The organism is Streptomyces sp. NPDC045846 (assembly GCF_056431605.1).
Map to the genome: position 1 here is coordinate 133,757 of NZ_JBWKKJ010000009.1, position 22,407 is coordinate 156,163.

18 protein-coding genes are annotated in these 22,407 nt (G+C 71.9%); 13 read left to right on the forward strand and 5 right to left on the reverse strand.

The genetic code is table 11. The annotated features are described in order from the left end of the window. The first annotated feature begins 65 nt into the window (after positions 1-65). Complete coding sequence (locus tag AC07F3_RS25480) at positions 66-1,586, forward strand: MFS transporter (RefSeq protein ID WP_479116754.1); 1,521 nt, start codon at positions 66-68, stop codon at positions 1,584-1,586. A 360-nt stretch (positions 1,587-1,946) separates the two neighbouring features. After that, on the forward strand, positions 1,947-2,453 hold the full coding sequence (locus AC07F3_RS25485) for a DinB family protein (protein ID WP_479116755.1): 507 nt from the start codon (positions 1,947-1,949) through the stop codon (positions 2,451-2,453). Positions 2,454-2,463: 10 nt separating this feature from the next. Here the strand turns inward: AC07F3_RS25485 and AC07F3_RS25490 are convergent, their stop codons facing one another. Next, a complete protein-coding gene (locus tag AC07F3_RS25490) occupies positions 2,464-3,618 on the reverse strand; it encodes a DUF1266 domain-containing protein (protein WP_479116756.1) in 1,155 nt (384 codons plus the stop codon). 141 nt (positions 3,619-3,759) lie between these two features. Here AC07F3_RS25490 and AC07F3_RS25495 point away from each other — a divergent pair, with 141 nt between their 5' ends. Continuing rightward, positions 3,760-4,320 (forward strand): GNAT family N-acetyltransferase, encoded by a 561-nt coding sequence (locus tag AC07F3_RS25495; RefSeq protein ID WP_479116757.1) that lies wholly within the window; start codon positions 3,760-3,762, stop codon positions 4,318-4,320. A 55-nt stretch (positions 4,321-4,375) separates the two neighbouring features. Here the strand turns inward: AC07F3_RS25495 and AC07F3_RS25500 are convergent, their stop codons facing one another. Next, positions 4,376-6,238, reverse strand: a complete 1,863-nt coding sequence (locus AC07F3_RS25500; protein ID WP_479116758.1) for an ABC transporter ATP-binding protein — start codon at positions 6,236-6,238, stop codon at positions 4,376-4,378. Beyond that, positions 6,235-8,532, reverse strand: coding sequence for an ABC transporter ATP-binding protein (locus tag AC07F3_RS25505; protein WP_479116759.1), 2,298 nt, complete (start codon positions 8,530-8,532; stop codon positions 6,235-6,237). Before AC07F3_RS25505 ends, AC07F3_RS25500 begins: the two co-directional genes overlap by 4 nt. A 246-nt stretch (positions 8,533-8,778) precedes the next feature. On the opposite strand from AC07F3_RS25505, the gene AC07F3_RS25510 reads away from it, so the two are divergent. From AC07F3_RS25510 to AC07F3_RS25525, 4 genes are read left to right on the forward strand one after another with little or no spacing between them, the layout of a single operon-like run. Next, entirely contained in the window at positions 8,779-9,681 is a 903-nt protein-coding gene (locus AC07F3_RS25510) for an ABC transporter ATP-binding protein (RefSeq protein WP_479116760.1), read from the forward strand. Further along, positions 9,678-10,469 (forward strand): ABC transporter permease, encoded by a 792-nt coding sequence (locus AC07F3_RS25515; RefSeq protein WP_479116761.1) that lies wholly within the window; start codon positions 9,678-9,680, stop codon positions 10,467-10,469. The genes AC07F3_RS25510 and AC07F3_RS25515 overlap by 4 nt, the downstream gene beginning before the upstream one ends. 59 nt (positions 10,470-10,528) lie before the next feature. After that, on the forward strand, positions 10,529-11,797 hold the full coding sequence (locus tag AC07F3_RS25520) for a sensor histidine kinase (protein ID WP_479116762.1): 1,269 nt from the start codon (positions 10,529-10,531) through the stop codon (positions 11,795-11,797). Continuing rightward, a complete protein-coding gene (locus tag AC07F3_RS25525; RefSeq protein ID WP_479116763.1) occupies positions 11,787-12,431 on the forward strand; it encodes a response regulator in 645 nt (214 codons plus the stop codon). The genes AC07F3_RS25520 and AC07F3_RS25525 overlap by 11 nt, the downstream gene beginning before the upstream one ends. A gap of 21 nt (positions 12,432-12,452) precedes the next feature. On the opposite strand, the gene AC07F3_RS25530 is transcribed toward AC07F3_RS25525, so the two are convergent. Both AC07F3_RS25530 and glgX read right to left on the reverse strand, forming a co-directional pair. Next, positions 12,453-13,031: a methyltransferase family protein gene (locus AC07F3_RS25530; RefSeq protein ID WP_479116764.1), complete on the reverse strand. Its 579-nt coding sequence runs from the start codon at positions 13,029-13,031 to the stop codon at positions 12,453-12,455. Positions 13,032-13,194: 163 nt separating this feature from the next. Further along, entirely contained in the window at positions 13,195-15,450 is a 2,256-nt protein-coding gene (gene glgX / locus AC07F3_RS25535) for a glycogen debranching protein GlgX (RefSeq protein ID WP_479116765.1), read from the reverse strand. Between the two features lie 141 nt (positions 15,451-15,591). Here glgX and AC07F3_RS25540 point away from each other — a divergent pair, with 141 nt between their 5' ends. From AC07F3_RS25540 to AC07F3_RS25565, 6 genes are all read left to right on the forward strand, one after another. Further along, a complete protein-coding gene (locus tag AC07F3_RS25540; protein ID WP_479116766.1) occupies positions 15,592-16,821 on the forward strand; it encodes a L,D-transpeptidase in 1,230 nt (409 codons plus the stop codon). Between the two features lie 236 nt (positions 16,822-17,057). After that, positions 17,058-18,299, forward strand: coding sequence for a L,D-transpeptidase (locus AC07F3_RS25545; RefSeq protein WP_479116767.1), 1,242 nt, complete (start codon positions 17,058-17,060; stop codon positions 18,297-18,299). Positions 18,300-18,384: 85 nt separating this feature from the next. Continuing rightward, a complete protein-coding gene (locus AC07F3_RS25550) occupies positions 18,385-19,152 on the forward strand; it encodes an enoyl-CoA hydratase/isomerase family protein (RefSeq protein ID WP_114038269.1) in 768 nt (255 codons plus the stop codon). 286 nt (positions 19,153-19,438) lie between these two features. Next, entirely contained in the window at positions 19,439-19,942 is a 504-nt protein-coding gene (locus tag AC07F3_RS25555) for an ATP-binding protein (protein ID WP_189963864.1), read from the forward strand. Between the two features lie 419 nt (positions 19,943-20,361). Further along, the gene (locus tag AC07F3_RS25560; protein WP_479117027.1) at positions 20,362-21,180 is read left to right on the forward strand and encodes a polysaccharide deacetylase family protein; all 819 of its coding nucleotides are present in this window, start codon (positions 20,362-20,364) and stop codon (positions 21,178-21,180) included. After that, complete coding sequence (locus tag AC07F3_RS25565) at positions 21,180-22,364, forward strand: YncE family protein (RefSeq protein ID WP_479116768.1); 1,185 nt, start codon at positions 21,180-21,182, stop codon at positions 22,362-22,364. Before AC07F3_RS25560 ends, AC07F3_RS25565 begins: the two co-directional genes overlap by 1 nt. The last annotated feature ends 43 nt before the right edge of the window (positions 22,365-22,407 follow it).

Consider the following 22,407-nt stretch of genomic DNA (forward strand, 5'->3'; position numbering starts at 1 on the left):
GGGAGTTGCCGAGGTGCACTAGCCCGCCGATGGCGGCGTACGCCCGACGCTGTTTCGCTACCGCCATGGACACCACCACCGGCCCCCTCGCGGGCCGCACGGACCTCGCCCCGCCGCGCGCCGGGCGCAGGGAATGGACCGCGCTCGCCGTCCTCATGCTGCCGCTCCTGCTCGTCTCCATGGACGTCTCCGTCCTCTACTTCGCCATCCCGTTCATCAGCGAGGACCTCGCGCCCAGCTCCACCGAGCAGCTGTGGATCCTCGACATGTACGGCTTCGTGCTCGCCGGGCTCCTCATCACCATGGGCGCGCTCGGCGACCGGATCGGGCGCCGCCGCCTCGTGATCGCCGGAGCCGCCGTCTTCGGCCTGGCCTCGTGCGCGGCGGCCTACGCCGACTCGCCCCAACTCCTCATCGCCGTACGGGCGTTGCTCGGTGTCGGCGGCGCCGCGCTCATGCCCTCCACGCTCGCCCTGATCCGCAACCTCTTCCACGACGAGAAGCAGCGCGCGCAGGCGGTCACCGCCTGGACCGCCGTCATGACCGCGGGCATCTCCTTCGGCCCGGTCGTCAGCGGGGCCCTGCTGGAACGCTTCTGGTGGGGCTCGGTGTTCCTCATCAACCTGCCCGCGATGATCCTCCTGCTGATCCTGGCCCCGCTGCTGCTGCCCGAGGTGCGCCGACCGGCCCCCGGCCGCTTCGACTGGCCGAGTGCCGTGCTCTCCCTGGCCGGGCTGCTCCCCGTGATCCAGGGAATCAAGGAACTCGCCCGCGACGGCGTGGAGTTGGTTCCGGTTCTGTCCGTCGTGGCCGGACTCGTCCTGCTGTACGTCTTCGTCCGGCGGCAGACCAGGCTCGCCCACCCCCTGGTCGACCTGGAGCTGCTGCGCCGGCGCACGTACGGCGGAGCGGTGCTCGCCAACCTCTTCGCCATCGCGGCGACCATCGGCATGGCGGTGTTCCTCACCCAGTACCTCCAGTCCGTGCTCGGCAAGAGCCCGTTCCAGGCGGCGCTGTGGAGTCTGGTGCCCGCGAGCGGCGCGTTCGTGGGCGCCCCCACCGGGGCCGTCCTCGCGCGGCGCTTCGACCGGGGGAGCGTCATGGCGGGCGGCTTCGCCGTGTCCGGCTGCGGCTTCCTCGCGCTGACCCAGGTCCACACCGACTCGCCGCTCTGGTACACCCTCACCGCCTGCGCCGTCTACTCCTCGGGCCTCGTCGCGGCGATGGCCCTCGCCAACGAACTCGCCCTGGGCGCGGCCCCGCCCGAGCGGGCCGGATCGGCGGCCGCGGTCCTGGAATCGGGCCAGGAGCTGGGCGGGGCCCTGGGCATGGCGGTCCTCGGCTCGGTGGGCGCGGCGGTCTACCGGCACGGCATGGCCGACGCGCCGGCCGCGGCCCGCGAGACGCTGGGCGGGGCGCTGGCGAGTGCGCACGGGCGTGACCTGTCGACGGCGTTCGCCGCGTTCACCCGAGGTCTTGACTTCGCGGCGCTCGGTGCGGCGGGGCTGATGGGTGGGGCGGCCGTTCTCGCCCTGACGCTGCTCAGGGTTCGGCGGGGTGGGGTCTCCGCTCCCTCGGGGAGGTGAGGCCTGCCGGGTGGGTCGGGGGTGCGGGGGGTTTCGGCTGCGGGGCGGCCGGGGCCCTTTGCGCAGTTCCCCGCGCCCCTTGGGCTCGTTCTCGTGCGCGGGTTGTGGGTGGCTTGCCGCGCAGTTCCTCGCGCCCCTATGGGGGTTGGGGGTGGGGGGTGCTTTAGCTGCGGGCGGGCGAGGCCTTTTGCGTAGTTCCCCGCGCTCCTTGGGTCCGTTCTCGTCCGCGGGGCGTGGGTGGCTTGTCGCGCAGTTCCTCGCGCCCCTAAAGGGGGTTGGGTGGGGGGTTTTCGGGGATTTGAGGGGGTTGGTAGGGCCGGTACTGTCGGGGGGGATCAGGAACTTGTGAGGAGTACAGCCATGACCGACCCTCGTACCGGGCCGCCCCACTTCGGCAGTGAGCGGGAGATGTTGCGGGCCTTTCTCGACTACCACCGCGCCACGCTGGCCATGAAGTGCGAGGGGCTCGGCGACGAGGAGCTGCGGCGGAGGTCGATGCCGCCCTCCACGCTCACCCTGCTCGGGCTCGTGCGGCACATGGCCGAGGTCGAACGGACCTGGTTCCGCAGGGTGTTCGAGGACCAGGAGATCCCGATGGTCTGGTCGGACAAGATCGACTTTCAGGCGGCGTACGACGCGAGCGGGTCCACCAGGGCCGAGGCGTTCGCGGCCTGGGAGGACGAGGTCGAGCACTCCCGGCGGATCGAGCGCGACGCCGAGTCCCTCGACCTCGCGGGCCACCAGCCACGCTGGGGCGAGGACGTGTCGCTGCGCATGGTGATGCTGCACATGATCCACGAGTACGCCCGCCACAACGGCCACGCCGACCTGCTGCGCGAGGGCGTCGACGGAACGGTGGGCGCCTGAGCCCCAAGGCTCAGCGCCAGGGGATGTTCCGCCAGGGACTGCCCTCGTGCTCGGTGAGGACCCGGTGCGCCTCGACGTTCTGCTCGTAGTAGCGCCCGTACGACTCCTCGTCGAAGCGCAGCACCCGGCCGAGGGCGTACGCCGCCGAGAAGTCCTCCCAGGACCGGTAGGCCGACTTGCTCAGCGCGCCCGCGTAGACGATCGCCTGCTCGGCCTCGTGCGGGGTGCAGAAGCGCGCTTCGAGGCCCCAGCGCGCCAGGTTCACCGCCCGGCCGTAGTCGTAGGCGACCGTGGTGACGACCCGGCCGTCCGGCGCGAGCAGCCCGTCGGCGCGGAACCGGGCCTCGTAACGGATGATGCGCCGCACCAGGGCCTCGATCTCCTTGACGGAGCCCTGGTCGATCCCGATGTCCTGGGCGTGCCCGGCGGCCGTCTCGCGCCACAGTTCGGCCGGTGGGGGCTCGCCGAGACCGGACCGGAGCTCCTCGCGGACCCCGAGGACGAAATCGGGTTCCGGCGGGCTGTTGCGCGCGTCCAGCAGGGCATTCAACTGCCGCTTGAATCCGGCGGGTTCGGTGATGCCCCAGGACGCGCGGAGGGACGCGAGCTGGCGGGCGTAGCCCTGGTGGACGGTGCCGACCTCGTTCCACGGCACGTCGTTCACGACCGCCAGGTGCGCGCCGCAGGCCAGGCCGTAGGCGAGCGGGCCGTGCAGCGCGCCGTGCCGCAGCGCGGTCAGCCGGGCGCCCGGGCGCTCGGTCTCCTCGTGGACGCGGCGCCAGACGGCGCGGTGCTCGGGCGACGCGGGCAGGAAGAGCTGGGCCGGGGTGCCCGGGTTGACCGCGAGCAGCTGGTTCGGCTCGCGCCAGCCGAAGTCGGCGGCCCACTTCAGGGACACGTCGTGGAACACCCAGTCCGGATGCCACTGCGGCAGCATCCCCCGGGTCAGCACCGGCTTGCACAGCCAGCCCGACGGGTCCCGGTAGGAGGGCCAGTGGACCAGGTCGGGCCGCGCGTCCACCTGGGCCTTCGGTGCGCCGATGTAGAGCTCCTCGCGGGCGAGGACCCGCAGCTGCGCCTCCACGTCGCCGCGCAGCCCCGCCGTGTGGAGCAGCCACTCCGTCTCGGTCGGCGCCGCCCAGTTGGTTTCCGTCCCCGTTGCCACGCCCCGATCCTACGAACCCCTCCTCGGGCCCGGCGCGGCAGGTGGGGGAAAGCCGCAGGTGGGGCGGGCGCGGGTGGGCGGGAGTCAGGCGGAGGCGCCGGGACCTCGTGGAGGCGCGCGGCCGCGCGTTACAGTCCGCGGATGATCCCTCCCCGTGAAGTGCTGCCCGGCGGCGTCGTATTGAGGCTGATGTCCCCCGATGACGCGGAGGCCCTGCACCGCGCCCAACTGGCGAACCGGGAGTACCTGGCCCCCTGGGAGCCCCGCAGACCGGACGACTTCTTCACCGTCGAGGGGCAGGCCGAGCGCATCGCCGAGCGGCTGAAGGAGTACGAGGAAGGGCGCACGGTGCCCTGGGTCTTCGAGAGCGACGGCGCCGTCGTGGGCACCATCACGCTCTCCGGGCTGGTGCTCGGCCCGTTCCGCAGCGCGAACCTGGGCTACTGGGTGGCCGCCGACCGGCGCGGTCGGGGCCTGGCCGGAGCGGGGGTGGCGCGGGTCTGCGAGGCGGCCCGCGACCTGTACGGCCTGCACCGCGTCGAGGCCGGCACGCTGCTCGACAACACCGCCTCGCAGCGCGTCCTGGCGAAGAGCGGCTTCGAGTCCATCGGGGTGGCGCCGCGCTATCTGCACATCAACGGGCAGTGGCGCGACCACCGCCTGTTCCAGCGCATCCTGCACGACGGCCCGCCCGGTGACTAGGCGCGGGACCGGCGGCTCGGCGGCCGCCGGTCCCGCGAACCATGCCCCGAGCCGCTCAGGCCAGGCTGTCGCGCCAGGCGCGGTGCAGGCCCGCGAAGCGGCCCGTGCCCGCGATCAGGTCGGCGGGGGAGCCGTCCTCGACGATGCGGCCCCGTTCCATGACCAGGACCCGGTCCGCGACCTCCACCGTGGACAGCCGGTGGGCGATCACCACCGCCGTACGGCCGTTGAGGACCGTGTGCATGGCACGCTGCACCGCCCGCTCGCCCGGGATGTCGAGTGAGCTGGTCGCCTCGTCGAGGATCAGGACCGCCGGGTCGGCGAGCAACGCCCGTGCGAACGCGACGAGTTGGCGCTGGCCCGCCGAGATGCGGCCACCCCGCTTGCGTACGTCCGTGTCGTAGCCGTCGGGCAGGCCCGCGATGAAGTCGTGCGCGCCGATCGCCTTCGCGGCCTGTTCGATCTCCTCCCGGGTGGCGTCCGGGCGTCCGATCGCGATGTTCTCCGCGACCGTGCCGGAGAACAGGAACGCCTCCTGGGTGACCATGACGACCCCGCGTCGCAGGTCCCGTACGGACAGCTCGCGCAGATCCGTCCCGTCGAGCAGGACGCGGCCCTCCGTCGGGTCGTAGAAGCGGGCCAGGAGCTTGGCGAGGGTGGACTTGCCCGCGCCCGTCGAGCCGACCACGGCGACGGTCTGGCCCGCCGGGATGGTCAGGTCGAACCGGGGCAGCACCTCGCCGCCGGTCCGGTAGCCGAAGCCGACCCGCTCGAAGTCGACGCGTCGGCCCGGGAGTTCACCCGCGCGCTCCGGCAGCTCGCAGGGCCGGGACGGCTCCGGCACGGACGGGGTCTGGGCGAGCAGCCCGGCGACCTTCTCCAGGGACGCGGCGGCCGACTGGTAGGAGTTGAGGAACATGCCGAGCCGGTCGATGGGGTCGTACAGGCGGCGCAGATACAGCACCGCGGCCGCCAGCACACCCAGCTCGAGGCCGCCGTCCGCGACCCGGGTGGCGCCCCACAGCACCATCGCGGCGACGGCCGTGTTGGCCACCAGCCGGGAGCCCACCACATAGCGGGCCATCTCCAGGAGCGCGTCGCCGTTCGTGCGCTCGTGCCGGCGGTTCAGCTCCCCGAACTCGGCGTCGTTGGCCCGCTCGCGCCGGAACGCCTGCACTGGCCGGATGCCGTTCAGGGTCTCCGCGAACTTGACGATCACCGCGGCGATCGCCGTGGACCGCGCCGCGTACACGGCTCCCGCCCGGCGCTGGTAGAGCCGGATCAGGAAGTGCAGCGGCACGTAGGAGGCGACGGCGAGCGCGCCGGTGCCCCAGTCGAGCCAGAGCAGCATGGCGCAGATGTAGACCGAGGAGAGGATCACCCCGATCAGCTCCTGCAACCCCTCGCTGAGCAGCTCCCGCAGCGACTCGACGTCCGTGGTCGAGCGCGAGATCAACCGGCCCGAGGTGTAGCGCTCGTGGAAGTCCACGCTCAGCGCCTGGGCATGCCGGAAGATCCGCCCGCGCAGGTCGAGCAGCACGTCCTGGTTGACCCGCGCCGAGGTCCGGACGAACGCGTACTGGAAGAACCCGGAGGCCAGCGCGGACAGCAGGTACCCCGCGCCGATGGCGATCAGCGGCCCGTAGTCGTGTGCGCGGAACGCCGGGACACCCCGGTCGATGGCGTACGCGACGAGCAGAGGCCCCGCCTGCGCGGCGGCCTGCTGCACCACGAGCATGAGCGTCGCGATCACCACGCGGCGGCGCAGCGGCCGCAGCAGCGACCTGAGCAGCGCGCCGGTCGCGCCCGGGGGAGCGGGCAGTTCGTCCCGGTCGAAGGGGTCGCCGTCACCGCCCGCGCCGCCGGGCGGCAGCTCCTCTTCCCCGGTGGCCCTCTCGGTCCCGACCGTCGTGGTCATCGCCCGTCCTCCCCGTCGTGCTGGTCGCTCTCGTGGTCGTGCTCGCCCGCGCCCGACATCAGCCAGGCGTACTCGGCGTTGCCGCGCAGCAGCTCCTGATGCGTGCCGACGGCCGCGATCCTGCCCTCCGAAAGGAGCGCCACCCGGTCGGCGAGCATCACCGTGGACGGGCGGTGCGCCACGACCAGGGCGGTGGTCTCCCGCAGCACCCGCCGCAGCGCCGCCTCGACCAGCGCCTCGGTGTGGACGTCCAGGGCCGACAGGGGGTCGTCGAGGATCAGGAACCTCGGCTGCCCCACCACCGCCCGCGCCAGCGCGAGCCGCTGCCGCTGCCCGCCCGACAGACTCAGCCCCTGCTCGCCGACCTGGGTGTCCACGCCCTGCGGCAGCTGCCGTACGAACTGGGCCTGCGCGATGTCGAGCGCCCGCTCCAGGTCGGCCGAACCGCCGCCGCCCATCAGGACGTTGTCCCCGACGGAGGCCGAGAACAGCGTGGGCTCCTCGAACGCGACCGAGACGAGACCGCGCAGCCGGTCCCGGGACATCCCCGCGATGTCCTCCCCGTCGAGAGTGATGCGGCCCCCGCTCACCTCGTGCAGTCGCGGTACGAGCGCGGTGAGCGTGGTCTTCCCGGACCCGGTCCCGCCGACCAGAGCCATGGTCTCCCCGGCCCGAATGTGCAGATCGACCCCCGCGAGCACGGCCGACCCCCCGTCCCCCGCATCGGGATACCGAAAGAAAACCCCCTCGAACCGAATCCCACCCCGCCCCCCGAAGCCCCCCTCCGCCCCGCCCACGGCGCGACCAGGGACCCCGTCGGGAGCCCCAACACGCTTTCGTTGACGGTCGGTTGACCCGACCCGGGTCACCACCGCACCTGCACGGGCACCGGCCGCTGCGACATCGGCCCGGTTGGGCAGGGGAGCCGCGTCGGCGTCCTGGGCATCTGTGGGCGCGACGTCGGCCCCGGCGGGCGGCTGGGCTGATGCAGCCTCTCCGGCGTCGGGTGGCGCGCCTTCGGGTGCTGACTTGGCCCCTTGAGCCTCGATCGGTGCAACGTCGATCCCGGCGGACAGGGGGGCCGCATCAGCCCCTCCGGCGTTTGAGGAGCGGGGGTCCGGGGGCAGGGCCCCCGGGGCACGGTCCGCGGGGGGAGTGCTCGCGGAGGCGGTCCCGAGGGCGGAGCCCTCGACGGAGTCCGGGGCGGAGCCCCGAGCGGCGTCCAGGGGCCGAACCCCCTGGGGGTGGCCCGGGGGCAGCGCCCCCGAGGGGTGGCCCGTGGAGGCACCCGGCGCCTCCACTTCCTCCTCCGCGTCCATGACCTCGAAGAACCGCGCCGTCGCCGTCGCGGACTCCTGGCTCATCGCGAGCAGGAACCCGATCGACTCCACCGGCCACCGCAGGGCCAGCGCCGTGGACAGGAACGCCACCAGCGTGCCGGCCGAGAGGTCCCCGTCGGCCACCTGCACCGTGCCGAGCACGAGCGCCGCGCCGATGGCGAGTTCGGGGATCGTGGTGATCAGGCCCCAGAGCCCGGCGAGCAGCCGCGCCTTGGCGAGCTCGGTGCCGCGCAGCCGCCCGGAGAGTTCGCGAAACGCCAGCGCCTGGCTGCGGTGCTGGCCGAACCCCTTGATGATCCGGATGCCGAGCACGCTCTCCTCGACGACGGTCGTCAGATCGCCCACCTGGTCCTGCGCCTTGCGGGCGACCAGCGAGTAGCGCGTCTCGAAGAGCGAGCACAGGACCACCAGCGGAATCACCGGCACGAGCAGCACCAGCCCGAGGCTCCACTGCTGCGACAGCAGGATGGCGAACCCGGCCAGGATCGTCACCCCGTTGACGACGAGGAAGGTCAGCGGGAACGCCAGGAACATCCGCAGCAGCATGAGATCCGTGGTGCCGCGCGACAGGAGCTGGCCCGAGGCCCAGCGGTCGTGGAACGCGACCGGAAGTCGCTGCACATGCCGGTACAGATCGGCCCGCATGTCCGCCTCGACGCTCGCCAGCGGGCGCGCCACGAGCCACCGCCGGAACCCGAAGAGCGCCGCCTCCGCCACCCCGAGCAGCAGCAGGTACAGCGCGCCGAGCCACACCCCGCCCGGGTCGCGGTCGGCGACCGGGCCGTCCACGATCCACTTCAGTACGAGCGGGATCACCAGACCGAGGCACGAGGCGACGATCGCGACACCGGCCGCGCTGAATAGGCGAGTTCGTACGGGGCGAACATACGGCCAGAGCCTCAGGAGCGAGCGTGTGGCCGACTGGTCCTTGGTAGCTGCATCTGTTTCGGACATCAGGGCCGAGCCTACGGACGGGCACGGACAGTGCCCAGCGAGTTTCGGACGGGTCCCGCTGGGCCGCTGGTCCTAGGACCGGTCGGGCGTTGGTGGGGCGAGGCAGAGCGTCGGGGCCGGGCGAAGAGGGGCCCTGCCCGAGCCGCGCGGCGCAGGGGGTCGTACCGCCCATCAACCGATCGGTTGATCCGGGGTCGAGCGCGATGGGCGATGTGGCGGACCCCCGCCGGACGGGATTCTCAAGGCATGCCCATCATCGAGGTCAACTCAGTGCGCAAGACATACGGCCGCAGGCCCGCCGTCGACGGCGTCAGCTTCGCCGTCGAGGAGGGGGAGATCTTCGGGATCCTCGGGCCCAACGGCGCCGGAAAGACCACCACCGTCGAGTGCATCGAGGGGCTCCGCGTCCCGGACGCCGGGACGATCCGGGTGGCCGGCCACGACCCCGTCGCCGACCACGACGAGGTGACCCGCATCCTCGGCGCCCAGCTCCAGGAGAGCGAACTCCAGCCCAAGCTCACCGTGCGCGAGGCGCTCGAACTGTACGCCGCCTTCTACCCGAACCCGGCCGACTGGCGTCCGCTCGCCGACCGCCTCGGCCTCGGCGAGAAGCTGAACACCCGCTTCGCCAAGCTGTCCGGCGGCCAGAAGCAGCGCCTGTTCATCGCGCTCGCCCTCATCGGCAACCCCCGCGTCGTGGTGCTCGACGAACTCACCACCGGCCTCGACCCCCGGGCCCGCCGCGGCACCTGGGAGCTGATCGAGGACGTACGCCGCGGCGGTGTCACCGTCCTGCTCGTCACGCACTTCATGGAGGAGGCCCAGCGCCTCTGCGACCGGGTCGCCGTCATCGACAAGGGGCGGATCGCCGCCCTGGACACCCCCTCCGGACTGATCCGGCGGGCGGCGGGCTCGACCGTCATCTCCTTCACCCCCTCGGCCCCGCTCGACGGCCTGGCCCTGGACGCGCTGCCGCAGGCCGCCGCGGTGGAGGAGAAGCACGGCCGGGTGACCATCCACGGCACCGACGAGACCGTCAACGCCGTGATCACCCTGCTCGCCCGGCACCACATCACCGCCCACCAACTCCGCGTCTCCGAGGCCACTTTGGACGACGCGTTCCTGGACCTGACGGAGGCCTCGGCATGACCACCACCCTCACCCGGCAGCGCCCCGCCCGCGCCACCCGCACCTCCCGCCCGGCCGCCGTCGCCGTACTGAAGACGGAGACCAAGCTGTTCCGCCGCGAGCCCGCCGGACTCTTCTGGATCATGGTGTTCCCGACCGTCCTGCTGGTCGTCCTCGGCTCGATCCCCGGCTTCCGCGACCCCGACAAGGCGCTCGGCGGCATCCGCTTCGTCGACGCCTACGTCCCCGTCGCCGTACTCCTCTCCATGATCATGGCGGGCCTCCAGGCCATGCCGCCGGTCATCACCGGATACCGCGAGCGCGGCATCCTGCGCCGCATGTCGGCCACCCCCGTCCGCCCCTCCGCGCTGCTCGGCGCCCAGATGGGGCTGCACGGAGCGGCCGCCGTGATCTCGGCCGTCCTGTCCATCACGGTGGGCCGCCTCGCCTTCCAGGTGGCGCTGCCGCACCAGCTCTTCGGATACGCCTTCGCGCTGCTGCTCGCCGTCCTGAGCGCGCTCGCCCTCGGCGCCCTGGTCTCCGCCCTCTCCCGCACCTCCAAGGTCGCCAACGCCATCGGCTCCGCGGTGTTCTTCCCGATGATGTTCAGCGCGGGCGTCTGGCTGCCCGTCCAGGCGATGCCCGACACGCTGGGCCGCATCGTCGAGCTCCTGCCCTTCGGCGCGGCCGCCCAGGCCCTCAACGAGGCCGCGGCCGGAGGGTGGCCCGGCTGGGACCACCTCGGGGTCCTCGTCCTGTGGACCGTCGTCCTCTCCGCGGCCGCCACCCGCTGGTTCCGGTGGGAATGACAGCCGCGTCCTCCTGGGCCGGGCCCGACGCCGGACCGGGCGTGGACGAGACTGGGGCCATGAGCGACGGGGCGAGCACGGTGAAGCGGGATCCGGTGGAGGAACGGTGGGAGACGTTCCACCACTGGGGACCCTATGGACTCCTCCTCATCGGCTGCCTCGCCTCCGCCGTCACCGCCGACCTGATCATGAGCACCGCCGACCGCTGGGCCGCCGCCGCCCTGGTCGGCGGCGCCCTGCTGCTCCAGCTCTGCTGGGGCCGGCTACGCCGCACCCGGCGGGGTCCGAGCGCCGCGGGCGCCGTCTACTACTTCCTGCGCTGGGGTCTCGCCTTCGCGCTGACCTGGCTCAACCCCTTCTTCGCGTTCTACGCCGTCTGCGGCTACTTCGGCGCCCAGGCGCTGCTGCGCGGACGGGTGCTGAAGATCGGCCTGTTCATGACCGCGGTCACCATGGCCGGCTCCCAGTCCGGCGGGCTGCCCCCGAAGGGACCCACAGGGTGGGTGGTGTTCGGCGCCGTGCTCGCCGTCAACGTCGTCCTCCTCACCGTGTTCAGCCACCTCGCCGCCCAGGAGGACGAGCGGGCCCGGGTGCAGACCGCGACCATCACCGAACTGGAGCTCACCAACGCCCGGCTCCAGCAGGCCCTGGACGAGAACGCCGCCCTGCACGCCCAACTCCTGCTCCAGGCGCGAGAAGCGGGGGTCGCCGACGAGCGCCGCCGGCTCGCCGCCGAGATCCACGACACCATCGCCCAGGGCCTGGCCGGGATCATCGCCCAGCTCCAGGTGGTCACGAGCAGCCCCGACCCGGACCTCGTCCGCGAACACCTCGCCAGCGCCCAGGCGCTGGCCCGGCACAGCCTCGGCGAGGCCCGCCGCTCGGTGCAGAACCTCAGCCCCCTCGACCTCGAACACGACCCGCTGCACGAGGCGTTGAAGAAGACCGTCGCCGAATGGGGCACCCGGCACGGGATCCGCGCCGACTTCCTGGTGACCGGCACCGCCGTGCAGCTCCACGACGAGATCGAGGCCACGCTGCTCCGCATCGCCCAGGAGGCCCTCGCCAACGCGGGCCGCCACGCCCACGCCTCCCGCGTCGGCGTCACGCTCTCCTTCATGGGCGACGAGGTCTCCCTCGACGTCCGCGACGACGGCCGGGGCTTCGACCCGCTGGGCCTTCCGGCACGCACCGGCGCCGGGGGCTTCGGCCTCGACGGCATGCGCGCCCGCGCCGAACGCATCGCGGGCAGCGTCACCGTGGAATCGGAGCCCGGCCATGGCACCGCGGTCTCCGCCCGCGTACCGTTGGTCCCCCATGAGCACTGACGCCACCATCACCCTCCTGATCTGCGACGACCACCCCGTAGTGCGGGACGGCCTGCGCGGCATGTTCGCCTCGGCCGACGGCTTCGAGGTCCTCGGCGAGGCCGCCGACGGAGTCGAGGGCGTCGACCTCGCCCAGCGGCTCGACCCGGACGTCGTCCTGATGGACCTGCGGATGCCCGGCGGCGGGGGAGTGGCGGCGATCGCCGAGCTCACCCGGCGCGGACTGCGCTCCAAGGTCCTCGTGCTCACCACGTACGACACGGACTCCGACACCCTCCCCGCGATCGAGGCGGGCGCCACCGGCTACCTCCTCAAGGACGCCCCGCGCGAGGAGTTGTTCACCGCGGTGCGGGCCGCCGCCGAGGGCCGCACCGTGCTCTCCCCGGCCGTCGCCTCCCGGTTGGTCTCGGCCGTGCGCACGCCCGCCGTTCCCGCCGGTGAGCCGCTCTCGGGCCGTGAACGCGAGGTCCTGGAACTGGTCTCCAAGGGCACCTCCAACCGGGAGATCGCCCGGGCCCTGTTCATCAGCGAGGCCACGGTGAAGACCCATCTGACGCACATCTACGGCAAGTTGGGCGTCAAGGACCGCGCGGCCGCGGTGGCGGTGGCGTACGACCGCAAGATCCTCGGCTAGCCGCCGCCCCTCGCGCCGCCCTCACCAGAGCCCGGGTATGAGCCTGCGGGTCTCGGCTGCGTACTCCCGGTAGGCGGCGCCGAGCGCCTCCGACAGGAGCCGCTCCTCGACGCGGATGCGGTAGCCGAGCGCCAGCGCGCCGCCCGCCGCGAACACGAGCAGCGCCGCCGCGTTGTCGAAGGTCACCCCGAGCGCGAGACCCGCCAGCGCGATGCCGCTGTACGCGGGATGGCGCACCCAGCGGTAGGGGCCCGACCGCACCACGCGGTGGTCCCGCTGGACGTGGACCGTGCCGCGGAAGAAGCGGCCCAGGGTGACGATGGCCCACAGCCGCAGGCCTGCCCCGGCCCACACGGCGAGCAGCACCGCGAGCCGCGCGGCGGCCGAGGACGTCGAGTAGTCGAGCGATGGTGTCGCGCGGGCCAGCGGGTGGACCGCCCACGAGATCGCGACGGCCGCCGCCACCAGGGCCAGCAGGCTGCGCCACTCGGTGCGCTCGGTGGGCGCGCTGTTCGTCAACTGCCGTACCTGCAAGAACAGTTCAGAGGCCAACCACATGTAGAGGGTGATCTGGATGGCCAGACCGAGGTCGCCGCTCATGCCGCACCACTCCTTCGTCGCGCGCCGATGGCTCCGGCACGTTCGACGATCGCAGCCGGGGCGGGTGGAGCGGATCGGCCCGAGGGTGGACCGTGGGGTGGAGCTTTCGGCGCCCCGCCTCCACCCGGCGCCCACTCGGCCGGTGCCCCGCCCGGACCCGCCCCTACCCCGACACCTTCAGCACCAGGACCGACCGGGCCGGGAGCGTCACGGTCTCGCCGCCGCGGTGCTCCCGCCCCGGCGCCGTCGCCTGTTCCTCCTCCGAGGTGTCCACGATCAGCTCGTACGACGCGGCCCACGGCGGCCCCGGCAGCACGCAGCTCACCGGGCGGCCCGCCGAGTGCAGCAGGATCAGGAAGCTGTCGTCGGTCACCGGGGCGCCCCGGGCGTCACGGCCCGGGATGTCGCGGCCGGACAGGTAGAGGCCCAGCGTCGCGGCGGGCGCGTACCAGTCCTGCTCCGTCATCTCCTCGCCCCGGGCGGTGAACCAGGCCAGGTCCCGCAGCCCGTCCGCGCCCTGCGCCCGGCCGGAGAAGAAGGCGCGGCGCCGCAGCACCGGATGGCGGTGCCTCAACTCCACCAGCCGCGTGGCCAGTTCGAGCAGTCCGCGCGGCCCGGGCTTCTCCAGGAGCGACCAGTCGACCCAGCTCACCTCGCCGTCCTGGCAGTAGGCGTTGTTGTTGCCGCCCTGGGTGCGGCCCATCTCGTCGCCCGCGACCAGCATCGGCACCCCGGTCGACACCAGGAGGGTGGTGAGCAGGTTCCGCAGCTGGCGGCGGCGCAGCGCGTTGACCCGGGGGTCGTCCGTCTCGCCCTCCACCCCGCAGTTCCAGGCCCGGTTGTCGTGGGTGCCGTCCCGGTTGCCCTCCCCGTTCGCCTCGTTGTGCTTGCGCTCGTAGGACACCAGGTCCCGCAGGGTGAAACCGTCGTGCGCGGTCACGAAGTTGATGGAGGCGTACGGGCGCCGGCCGCCCCAGGCGTACAGGTCGCTGGAGCCCGAGAGCCGGTAGCCGAGGTCGCGCACGTCCGGCAGCGCGCCGCGCCAGAAGTCCCGTACGGCGTCGCGGTAGCGGTCGTTCCACTCGGTCCACAGCGGGGGGAAGGAGCCCACCTGGTAGCCGCCGTTGCCCACGTCCCACGGTTCCGCGATCAGCTTCACGCGGCGCAGCACCGGGTCCTGGGCGATCACGGCGAGAAAGGGCGACAGCATGTCGACGTCGTGCATCGAGCGGGCCAGCGCCGCCGCCAGGTCGAACCGGAAGCCGTCGACCCCCATCTCGGTCACCCAGTAGCGCAGCGAGTCCGTGATGAGGCGCAGCACATGGGGCTGGACCACATGGAGGGTGTTGCCGCAGCCCGTGTAGTCGGCGTAGCGGCGCGCGTCGGACTGGAGGCGGTAGTAGCCGCGGTTGTCGATGCCGCGCAGGGACAGCGTCGGCCCCAGCTCCCCGGCCTCGGCGGTGTGGTTGTACACCACGTCGAGGATGACCTCGATGCCGGCCGCGTGCAGCGCCCGCACCATCCGCTTGAACTCGCCGACCTGCTGTCCGGCCGTCCCGGACGCGGAATAGGCGGCGTGCGGGGCGAAGTAGCCGATCGAGTTGTAGCCCCAGTAGTTGCGCAGGCCGCGCCGCAGCAGGTGGTCCTCGTGCGCGAACTGGTGGACGGGGAGCAGCTCGACGGCCGTCACGCCCAGCCTCACCAGGTGGTCCACGGCCGCCGGATGCGCGAGCCCCGCGTACGTGCCGCGCAGCCGCTCGGGGATCTCCGGGTGCAGCCGGGTGAAGCCGCGTACGTGCAGCTCGTAGATGACGGAGTCGGACCAGGGCGTCTTGGGGCGCCGGTCGTCCGCCCAGTCGTCGTCGTCCTGCACCACCACGCCCTTGGGGACGTGCGGCGCCGAGTCCCGGTCGTCGCGGACGGTGTCGGCGACCTGCTGCTGCGGCCAGTCCCGCACGTGCCCGTACACCTCGGGCGGCAGCGCGAAGTCCCCGTCCACGGCCCGCGCGTACGGGTCGAGGAGCAGCTTCGCCGGATTCCAGCGGGCCCCCGTCCACGGGTCCCAGCGCCCGTGCACCCTGAATCCGTAGCGCTGCCCGGGGTGTACGCCCGGCACGAAGCCGTGCCAGATCTCGTGGGTCAGTTCGGCGAGCGCGAGGCGGGTCTCGGTGCCCGCCGCGTCGAAGAGGCACAGCTCGACGGATTCGGCGCCCCCCGCCCACAGCGCGAAGTTGGTGCCCGCGACGCCGTCCGGACCGACCCGGAAGCGGGCGCCGAGCGGGGTGGGCGCGCCCGGCCAGACAGGGGGGCGCAGGGCCCCCGGTTCGCCCCGGTGGCCGTTCACCTCGCGGTGCCCCCGCGGGCCGGGGGCGCACCCCGCGGCACCCCGCACTGCCTCCTGCTCGGCTGCGCTCGACACCTGACGGCCTCCCGCGGCTCGGCGCAGGGCAGCACGCGGCGTCCCGGCCGCGGCTCCCCATGCGTGTCCCTGCACCTGTTCTTCCCGCAACAGCCCTCGTACTCACGTTTCCCCCGGCGGGGGCCGGTCGTTGGGCGGGGCGTGAGAGACGTACTGAAGCGGGCAGGGGCGGGCGCGGCCGCCGCCCTGGCATGGGCAGGACTGACGGCGGTCCTGGTGGCCGCGCTGACCGGGTGCTCGGGCGGCACCCTGGACATCGGCGACATCGGGGGCAAGCCGTTGACGCCGCAGGAGGCCATCCTGGTGACTCCGGACGACGGGGCCAAGGGCGTCAAGGCGGACGGGAAGGTGGAGGTGCGGGTGCCGGGCGGGCGCCTGGAGCGGGTCAGGATGATGAAGACGGAGGACGCCCAGCCCGAGGAGGTGCCGGGCAGGATCTCCGCGGACGGGCTCACCTGGACACCGAGCGCGGGCTCCCTGCAACTGGCCGCGCTGTACACGGTGGACACCGTCGCCCTGGACGGCCACGGCAGGCGCCAGGCCCGCCACACCACCTTCACCACCTACGTCCCCGAGCACCGGTTCATCGGCTACTTCAAGCCGGAGAACCGTTCCACGGTGGGCGTCGGCATGATCGTCTCGTTCAACTTCAACCAGGCGATCAAGGACCGGGCGGCCGTCGAGCGCGCCATCAGGATCACCTCGCAGCCCCCGGTGGACGTGCGGGGCCACTGGTTCGGCAAGGACCGGCTCGACTTCCGGCCCGAGAAGTACTGGGCGCCCGGCACCAAGGTCACCGTCGACATGCACCTGCGCGACGTGGTCGCGGCCCCCGGCGTGTACGGCATCCAGGACAAGACGGTGGGCTTCACCGTCGGGCGCGCCCAGGAGTCCCTCGTGGACGCGGAGGCGCACACCATGGAGGTGCGGCGGGGCGGCGAGCTGGTGTCCACGCTGCCGATCTCGGCGGGCTCGCCGAAGAACACCACGTACAACGGGAAGATGGTCGTCACCGAGATGTACGACGTGACGCGGATGAACAGCCAGACCGTCGGCTTCGGCGGGGAGTACGACATTCCGGATGTTCCGCACGCCATCCGGCTGACCAACACCGGCACCTTCCTGCACGGCAACTACTGGGCCCCCTCCAGCACCTTCGGCAACTCCAACACCAGCCATGGGTGCGTCGGTCTGCGCGACGTGAAGGGCGGCAGCTCGGACACCCCGGCGGGCTGGTTCTTCGACCGCACCCTCATCGGCGACGTGGTCGAGGTCGTCAACTCCCACGACCGCCAGGTCGCGCCCGACAACGGGCTCAGTGGCTGGAACCTGGACTGGGCGAAGTGGAAGGCGGGCTCCGCGATCTCCTGAATCGGGCTCACCCCTCGAACGCACGGACCATGACCGTTCCCGGTTAACGAACCGGGAACGGTTCCTGTGTTTTACCTGAGGGTTCCAGGACAAGTTGGGACTGAACGGTGACATGGGAGGGGAGGTCGGGGCCCGTCCGGTGTGATTATCTAGCGCCGTGCGTGCGCGAGGACGTGCGCGGGGGTGAGTGAGTGCGGGCGGTGGCGGGGCCACGCCGTGCGAGGGGAGAAAAAGTCTTGAACGGGCAGCCAATTTCGGGGGCTTCGGCCGGGGACGGACGGCGCGGACGCCGGGGCGGCGCACTGCTGGCCCTGCTCTTCGGCGCGATGCTGCTGCTGGTCACCGCGTGCGGCGGGGGCGACGGCTCGAGCTCCAAGGCCAAGTCGGGCAGCGGCGGCGGCGAGGACACCAAGGCCTCCGAAGCCGTCGTCACCATCCTGCCGGCGGACAACGCCAAGGACGTGGCCACGAACGGCGCGCTGAAGATATCCGCCGACAAGGGCAAGCTGTCCGCCGTCACCGTGGCCGACAGCAAGGGCAACGCGGTCGCCGGCAAGATATCCGCGGACGGCCTCGGCTGGGCCCCGGACCAGCACCTCGCCTCCGCGACGCAGTACAAGGTCCACGCGGTCGCCAAGGACGCCAAGGGCCGCGAGTCCGCCAAGGACACCACCTTCACCACCCTCGTGCCGACCAACACCTTCATCGGCCAGTACGTGCCCGAGGACGGCGAGACCGTCGGCGTGGGCATGCCGGTCTCCATCAACTTCAGCCGCGGGATCACCAACCCGGACGCGGTGAAGAAGGCGATCACCGTGACGGCCGAGCCGTCCGTCCCGGTCGAGGGCCACTGGTTCGGCAACGACCGCCTCGACTTCCGCCCCGAGCACTACTGGGTGCCCGGCACCAAGGTCACCGTCAAGTTCAACCTCGACGGCGTCGAGGGCCGCCCCGGCGTCTACGGCAAGCAGACCCGCACCATCCACTTCACCATCGGCCGCTCCCAGATCTCCACCGTCGACGCGAGCGCCCACACCATGAAGGTGGAGCGCGACGGCAAGCCCCTGAAGACCATCCCGATCAGCGCGGGCTCCCCGGCGAACACCACGTACAACGGGCAGATGGTCATCAGCGAGAAGTACGAGGTGACCCGGATGAACGGGGCCACGGTCGGCTTCGGCGGCGAGTACGACATCAAGGACGTGCCGCACGCGATGCGCCTGTCCAGCTCGGGCACCTTCATCCACGGCAACTACTGGGGCGACCCGTCGGTGTTCGGCTCGGCCAACACCAGCCACGGCTGCGTCGGCCTGCGCGACGCGCGCGGCGCGGGCGACCCGTCCACGCCCGCGGCCTGGTTCTACAACAACTCCCTCATCGGTGACGTGGTCGTCGTGAAGAACTCCAAGGACAAGGTCATCCAGCCCGACAACGGTCTCAACGGCTGGAACCTCTCCTGGTCGGAGTGGACCAAGTAGCGCCTCGTACGAGACCGACCGACGGACCCGGGCTGTGAGCGACAGCACCGGGTCCGTTGTCGTTAGTGGCCGTTAACCTGCCTTCATGACTGTGAACCTCGAAGTTTCCGAAGGCGTCGGCACCATCCGCCTGGACCGCCCCCCGATGAACGCCCTCGACGTCGCGACCCAGGACCGGCTGCGCGAGCTGGCCGAGGAGGCGGCCCGGCGCACGGACGTGCGGGCCGTGGTCCTGTACGGCGGGGAGAAGCTGTTCGCGGCGGGCGCGGACATCAAGGAGATGCAGGCCATGGACCACGCGGCGATGGTCGTACGCGGCCGGGCGCTGCAGGACTCCTTCACCGCCGTCGCCAAGATCCCCAAGCCGGTCGTGGCGGCCGTCACCGGCTACGCGCTGGGCGGCGGCTGCGAGTTGGCGCTCTGTGCCGACTTCCGCATCGCGGGCGACAACGCCAAGCTGGGCCAGCCCGAGATCCTGCTCGGCCTCATCCCGGGCGCCGGCGGCACCCAGCGCCTGGCGCGGCTCGTGGGCCCGTCCAAGGCCAAGGACCTCATCTTCACGGGCCGCCAGGTGAAGGCCGACGAGGCGCTCGCCATCGGCCTGGTCGACCAGGTGGTGCCGGCCGCCGAGGTGTACGAGCGGGCCGTGGCCTGGGCCGCGCGGCTCGCGCAGGGCCCGGCCATCGCGCTGCGTGCCGCCAAGGAGTCCATCGACGCCGGTCTGGAGACCGACATCGACACGGGTCTCGCCGTCGAACGCAACTGGTTCGCGGGGCTGTTCGCCACCGAGGACCGCGAGCGCGGCATGCGCAGCTTCGTGGAGGAGGGCCCGGGCAAGGCCAAGTTCCTCTGAGCGCGCCGGAGTTGAGAGGGCCGGTCAACGGCGCGCTGTACATGTGAGGGCGGTGTGTACACCCTGTGGGGGGATTAGCACAGGCTTAAGTCGACCTTAAGAGGAACCCTCTCAGAACGCTTGGTGATCAAGCAAACGCATCACGTCACCGCAGGTCAGAGTGGGTGTGGTGGCACATCGACTGCCCCCGTCATATGCCAAATCGGGACTCCGGAACGTCAGGTTCCGGAGTCCCGATTCCTTTGGAACGGCCCCGGAGGCCGCCCCGGGCCGCCATGATGGTGCCATGGCGGGGTTGGAGGGTGTGGAACAACCGGCGCAGCGCGTGAGTGCGACCGCGGCACGGTGGATGCCGTCCGCCGACGACGAACTGGCGCTGAAGGCGCTGGAGTTGTTCGGGAATCCGACGGAGGAGGAGGTGCGGCTGCCCTCGCGTCCGGAGTCCGCCGCCACCGCGCGCCGGATCACCCAGTCCGTGGTGCTGCGCCAGTGGGCGCTCTCGCCGACGCTCGCCGAGCACGCCGTGCTCCTCGTCTCCGAGCTGGTCGGCAACGCGGTCCGGCACACCGGGGCCCGGGTCTTCGGTCTGCGCATGCTGCGCCGCCGGGGCTGGATCCGCATCGAGGTCCGCGATCCCTCGCGCGGCCTGCCCTGTCTGATGCCGGTGCACGAGCTCGACATCAGCGGCCGCGGCCTGTTCCTGGTCGACAAGCTCTCCGACCGCTGGGGCGTGGACCTGCTGCCGCGCGGCAAGACCACCTGGTTCGAGATGCGGGTCGCCGACCGCTGAGCCGATGCCGCGGGCCCTCGACGGACGGATTGCCCCGCGCATCACAGAAGCCCCCTGGCTGCCGGGTGCGGCGCCGCGGGGGCTTCTGTGGAGCGCCGTGGATCTGGGGGGGTGTGATCCACGGCGACTGAAGACGACCTGGCCCGGGTCAATGGGGGTCGTGGCTCCGACTATGACAGATGGGCGCCCCATCATCAAAAGTCCCGAGCCGGACATAACCGGATGAAGTATTACAGTTTAGCTGTGAATCGTAGGTGAGCTACAGCACGCACCTTCTAAAGCATGAATAAATATCGAAGCGGCTGAGTGAATAGGCGATCCGATCACCTCTTCAGGGCCTCGGTCGGCGCGACCCGCAGAGGTCCTGAAATGGGTCAATCGTTACCAAGCGCCCTCCGGAGCACTTAAATGTCCATGTGCTGAATCCATCACCCCGTGCGGTCGACCGCCGCAGCGCCCTGCGGGCCGGGGCGGGCGCGGCCATCGTGGGGGCGTTCACGGCAGGCTGTTCGGACGACAAGGCCGGCGAGCAGCCGTCCGACTCCCCGACACCGTCGCCGTCCGCCTCCGCGGCGGCCGCTGCCCCCGCCCGCCCCCACACGCCCCGTCCAGCACCGGCCCCCCGGTCCTTCCCCGGGCAGCCGGTCCAGATCAGCAGCGGACCCCGGGCCCGGCCCCAGGTCGCGCTCACCTTCCACGGCCAGGGCGACCCGAAGATCGCCACGTCTCTGCTCACCGAAGCCGAGAAGGCCGGTGCCCGGGTCACCGTCCTCGCCGTCGGCAGCTGGCTCGACGAGCAGCCCGCCATGGCCCGCCGCATCCTGGACGGCGGCCACGAGCTCGGTAACCACACCCAGAACCACATCGACATCTCCGCCCTGGACGAGCCGGAGGCGTACGCCGAGATCACCGGCTGCGCGGACCGGCTGCGCCGGCTCACCGGCTCCATCGGGACCTGGTTCAGGCCCTCCCGCGCCCAGGACGCGACGCCGCTCGTGCAGAGACTGGCCCGGCGCGCGGGGTACCCGCACGTCCTGTCCTACGACGTCGACTCCCTCGACTTCACCTCGCCCGGCGCCTCGGCCGTGACCCGCAACGTCACCGGGCAGATCCGCAACGGATCGGTGGTGAGCCTGCACTTCGGCTATGCGGACACGGTCGCCGCGCTGCCCGCCCTACTCGCCGAACTGGAACGCCGCCGACTGCGCGCGGTCACGACCACGGAGCTGCTGATCTGATGCCGACCGTAACGAAGAGGACCACCGTGCTGATCGCGGCAGCCCTGCTCGCGGCCCTTGCCGGCTGCGGATCGGGCGCCGACCACAAGGAGGACGAGGCACTCGGCACCAAGGCCGCCCCGCCGCCCGCCGCCGCCAAGAAGGCCGTGCCGCAGGGCCTGCCCGGGATGCCGCCCGTCCTCGACCCCAAGGACGCCTACGCGGCGGACCGGCCGAACGCCCTGCAACCCGCGGTCAAGCACTTCCTGCCGCGCGTCTACGTGCCCAACACCAACTCCAACACGGTCTCCGTGATCGACCCGGCCACCTACAAGGTCATCGAGACCATCCCGGTCGGCCACCAGCCGCAGCACGTCGTGCCGTCCTGGGACATGAAGACGCTCTGGGTCAACAACGACCTCGGCGACTCGCTCACCGCCATCGACCCGGCGACCGGCAAGACCGGGCGCACCGTCCAGGTCTCGGACCCGTACAACCTCTACTTCACGCCGAACGGCAAGTACGCCATCGTGATGGCCTCGATGGACCGCGAGCTCGTCTTCCGCGACCCGGTCACCATGAACCGGGTCAAGACCGTCCCGGTGACCTGCGCGGGCGTCAACCACGCCGACTTCTCCATGGACGGCCGGTACTTCATCGTCTCCTGCGAGTTCTCCGGCGAGCTGCTCAAGGTCGACACGGAGAAGATGCAGGTCGTCGGCCAGCAGAAGATCCCCTTCGACGGGGCGATGCCGCAGGACGTGAAGATGTCCCCGGACGGCAAGACCTTCTACATCGCCGACATGATGGCGCACGGCATGTGGGTCCTGGACGGCGACAAGTTCGGCAAGCCCACCCTGCTGCCCACCGGCAAGGGCTGCCACGGCCTCTACATCAGCCGCGACTCCAAGGAGATGTACATCTCCAACCGCGGCGAGGGCACCATCTCCATCTTCGACTTCACCCAGAACAAGCTGACCAAGAAGTGGGAGCTGCCCGACGGCGGCAGCCCCGACATGGGCGGCGTCTCCGCCGACGGCAAGGTGCTCTGGCTGTCCGGCCGCTACAACGCCGAGGTGTACGCCATCGACACCGCCACCGGCAAGGAGCTGGCCCGCATCCCGGTCGGCTCGGGCCCGCACGGCCTCGCCGTCTACCCGCAGCCGGGCCGGTACTCGCTCGGCCACACCGGCATCTTCCGCTGAGCCGCGGAGGTGCCCCGGAGTCCGCCGGCCCCGGGGCACCCCG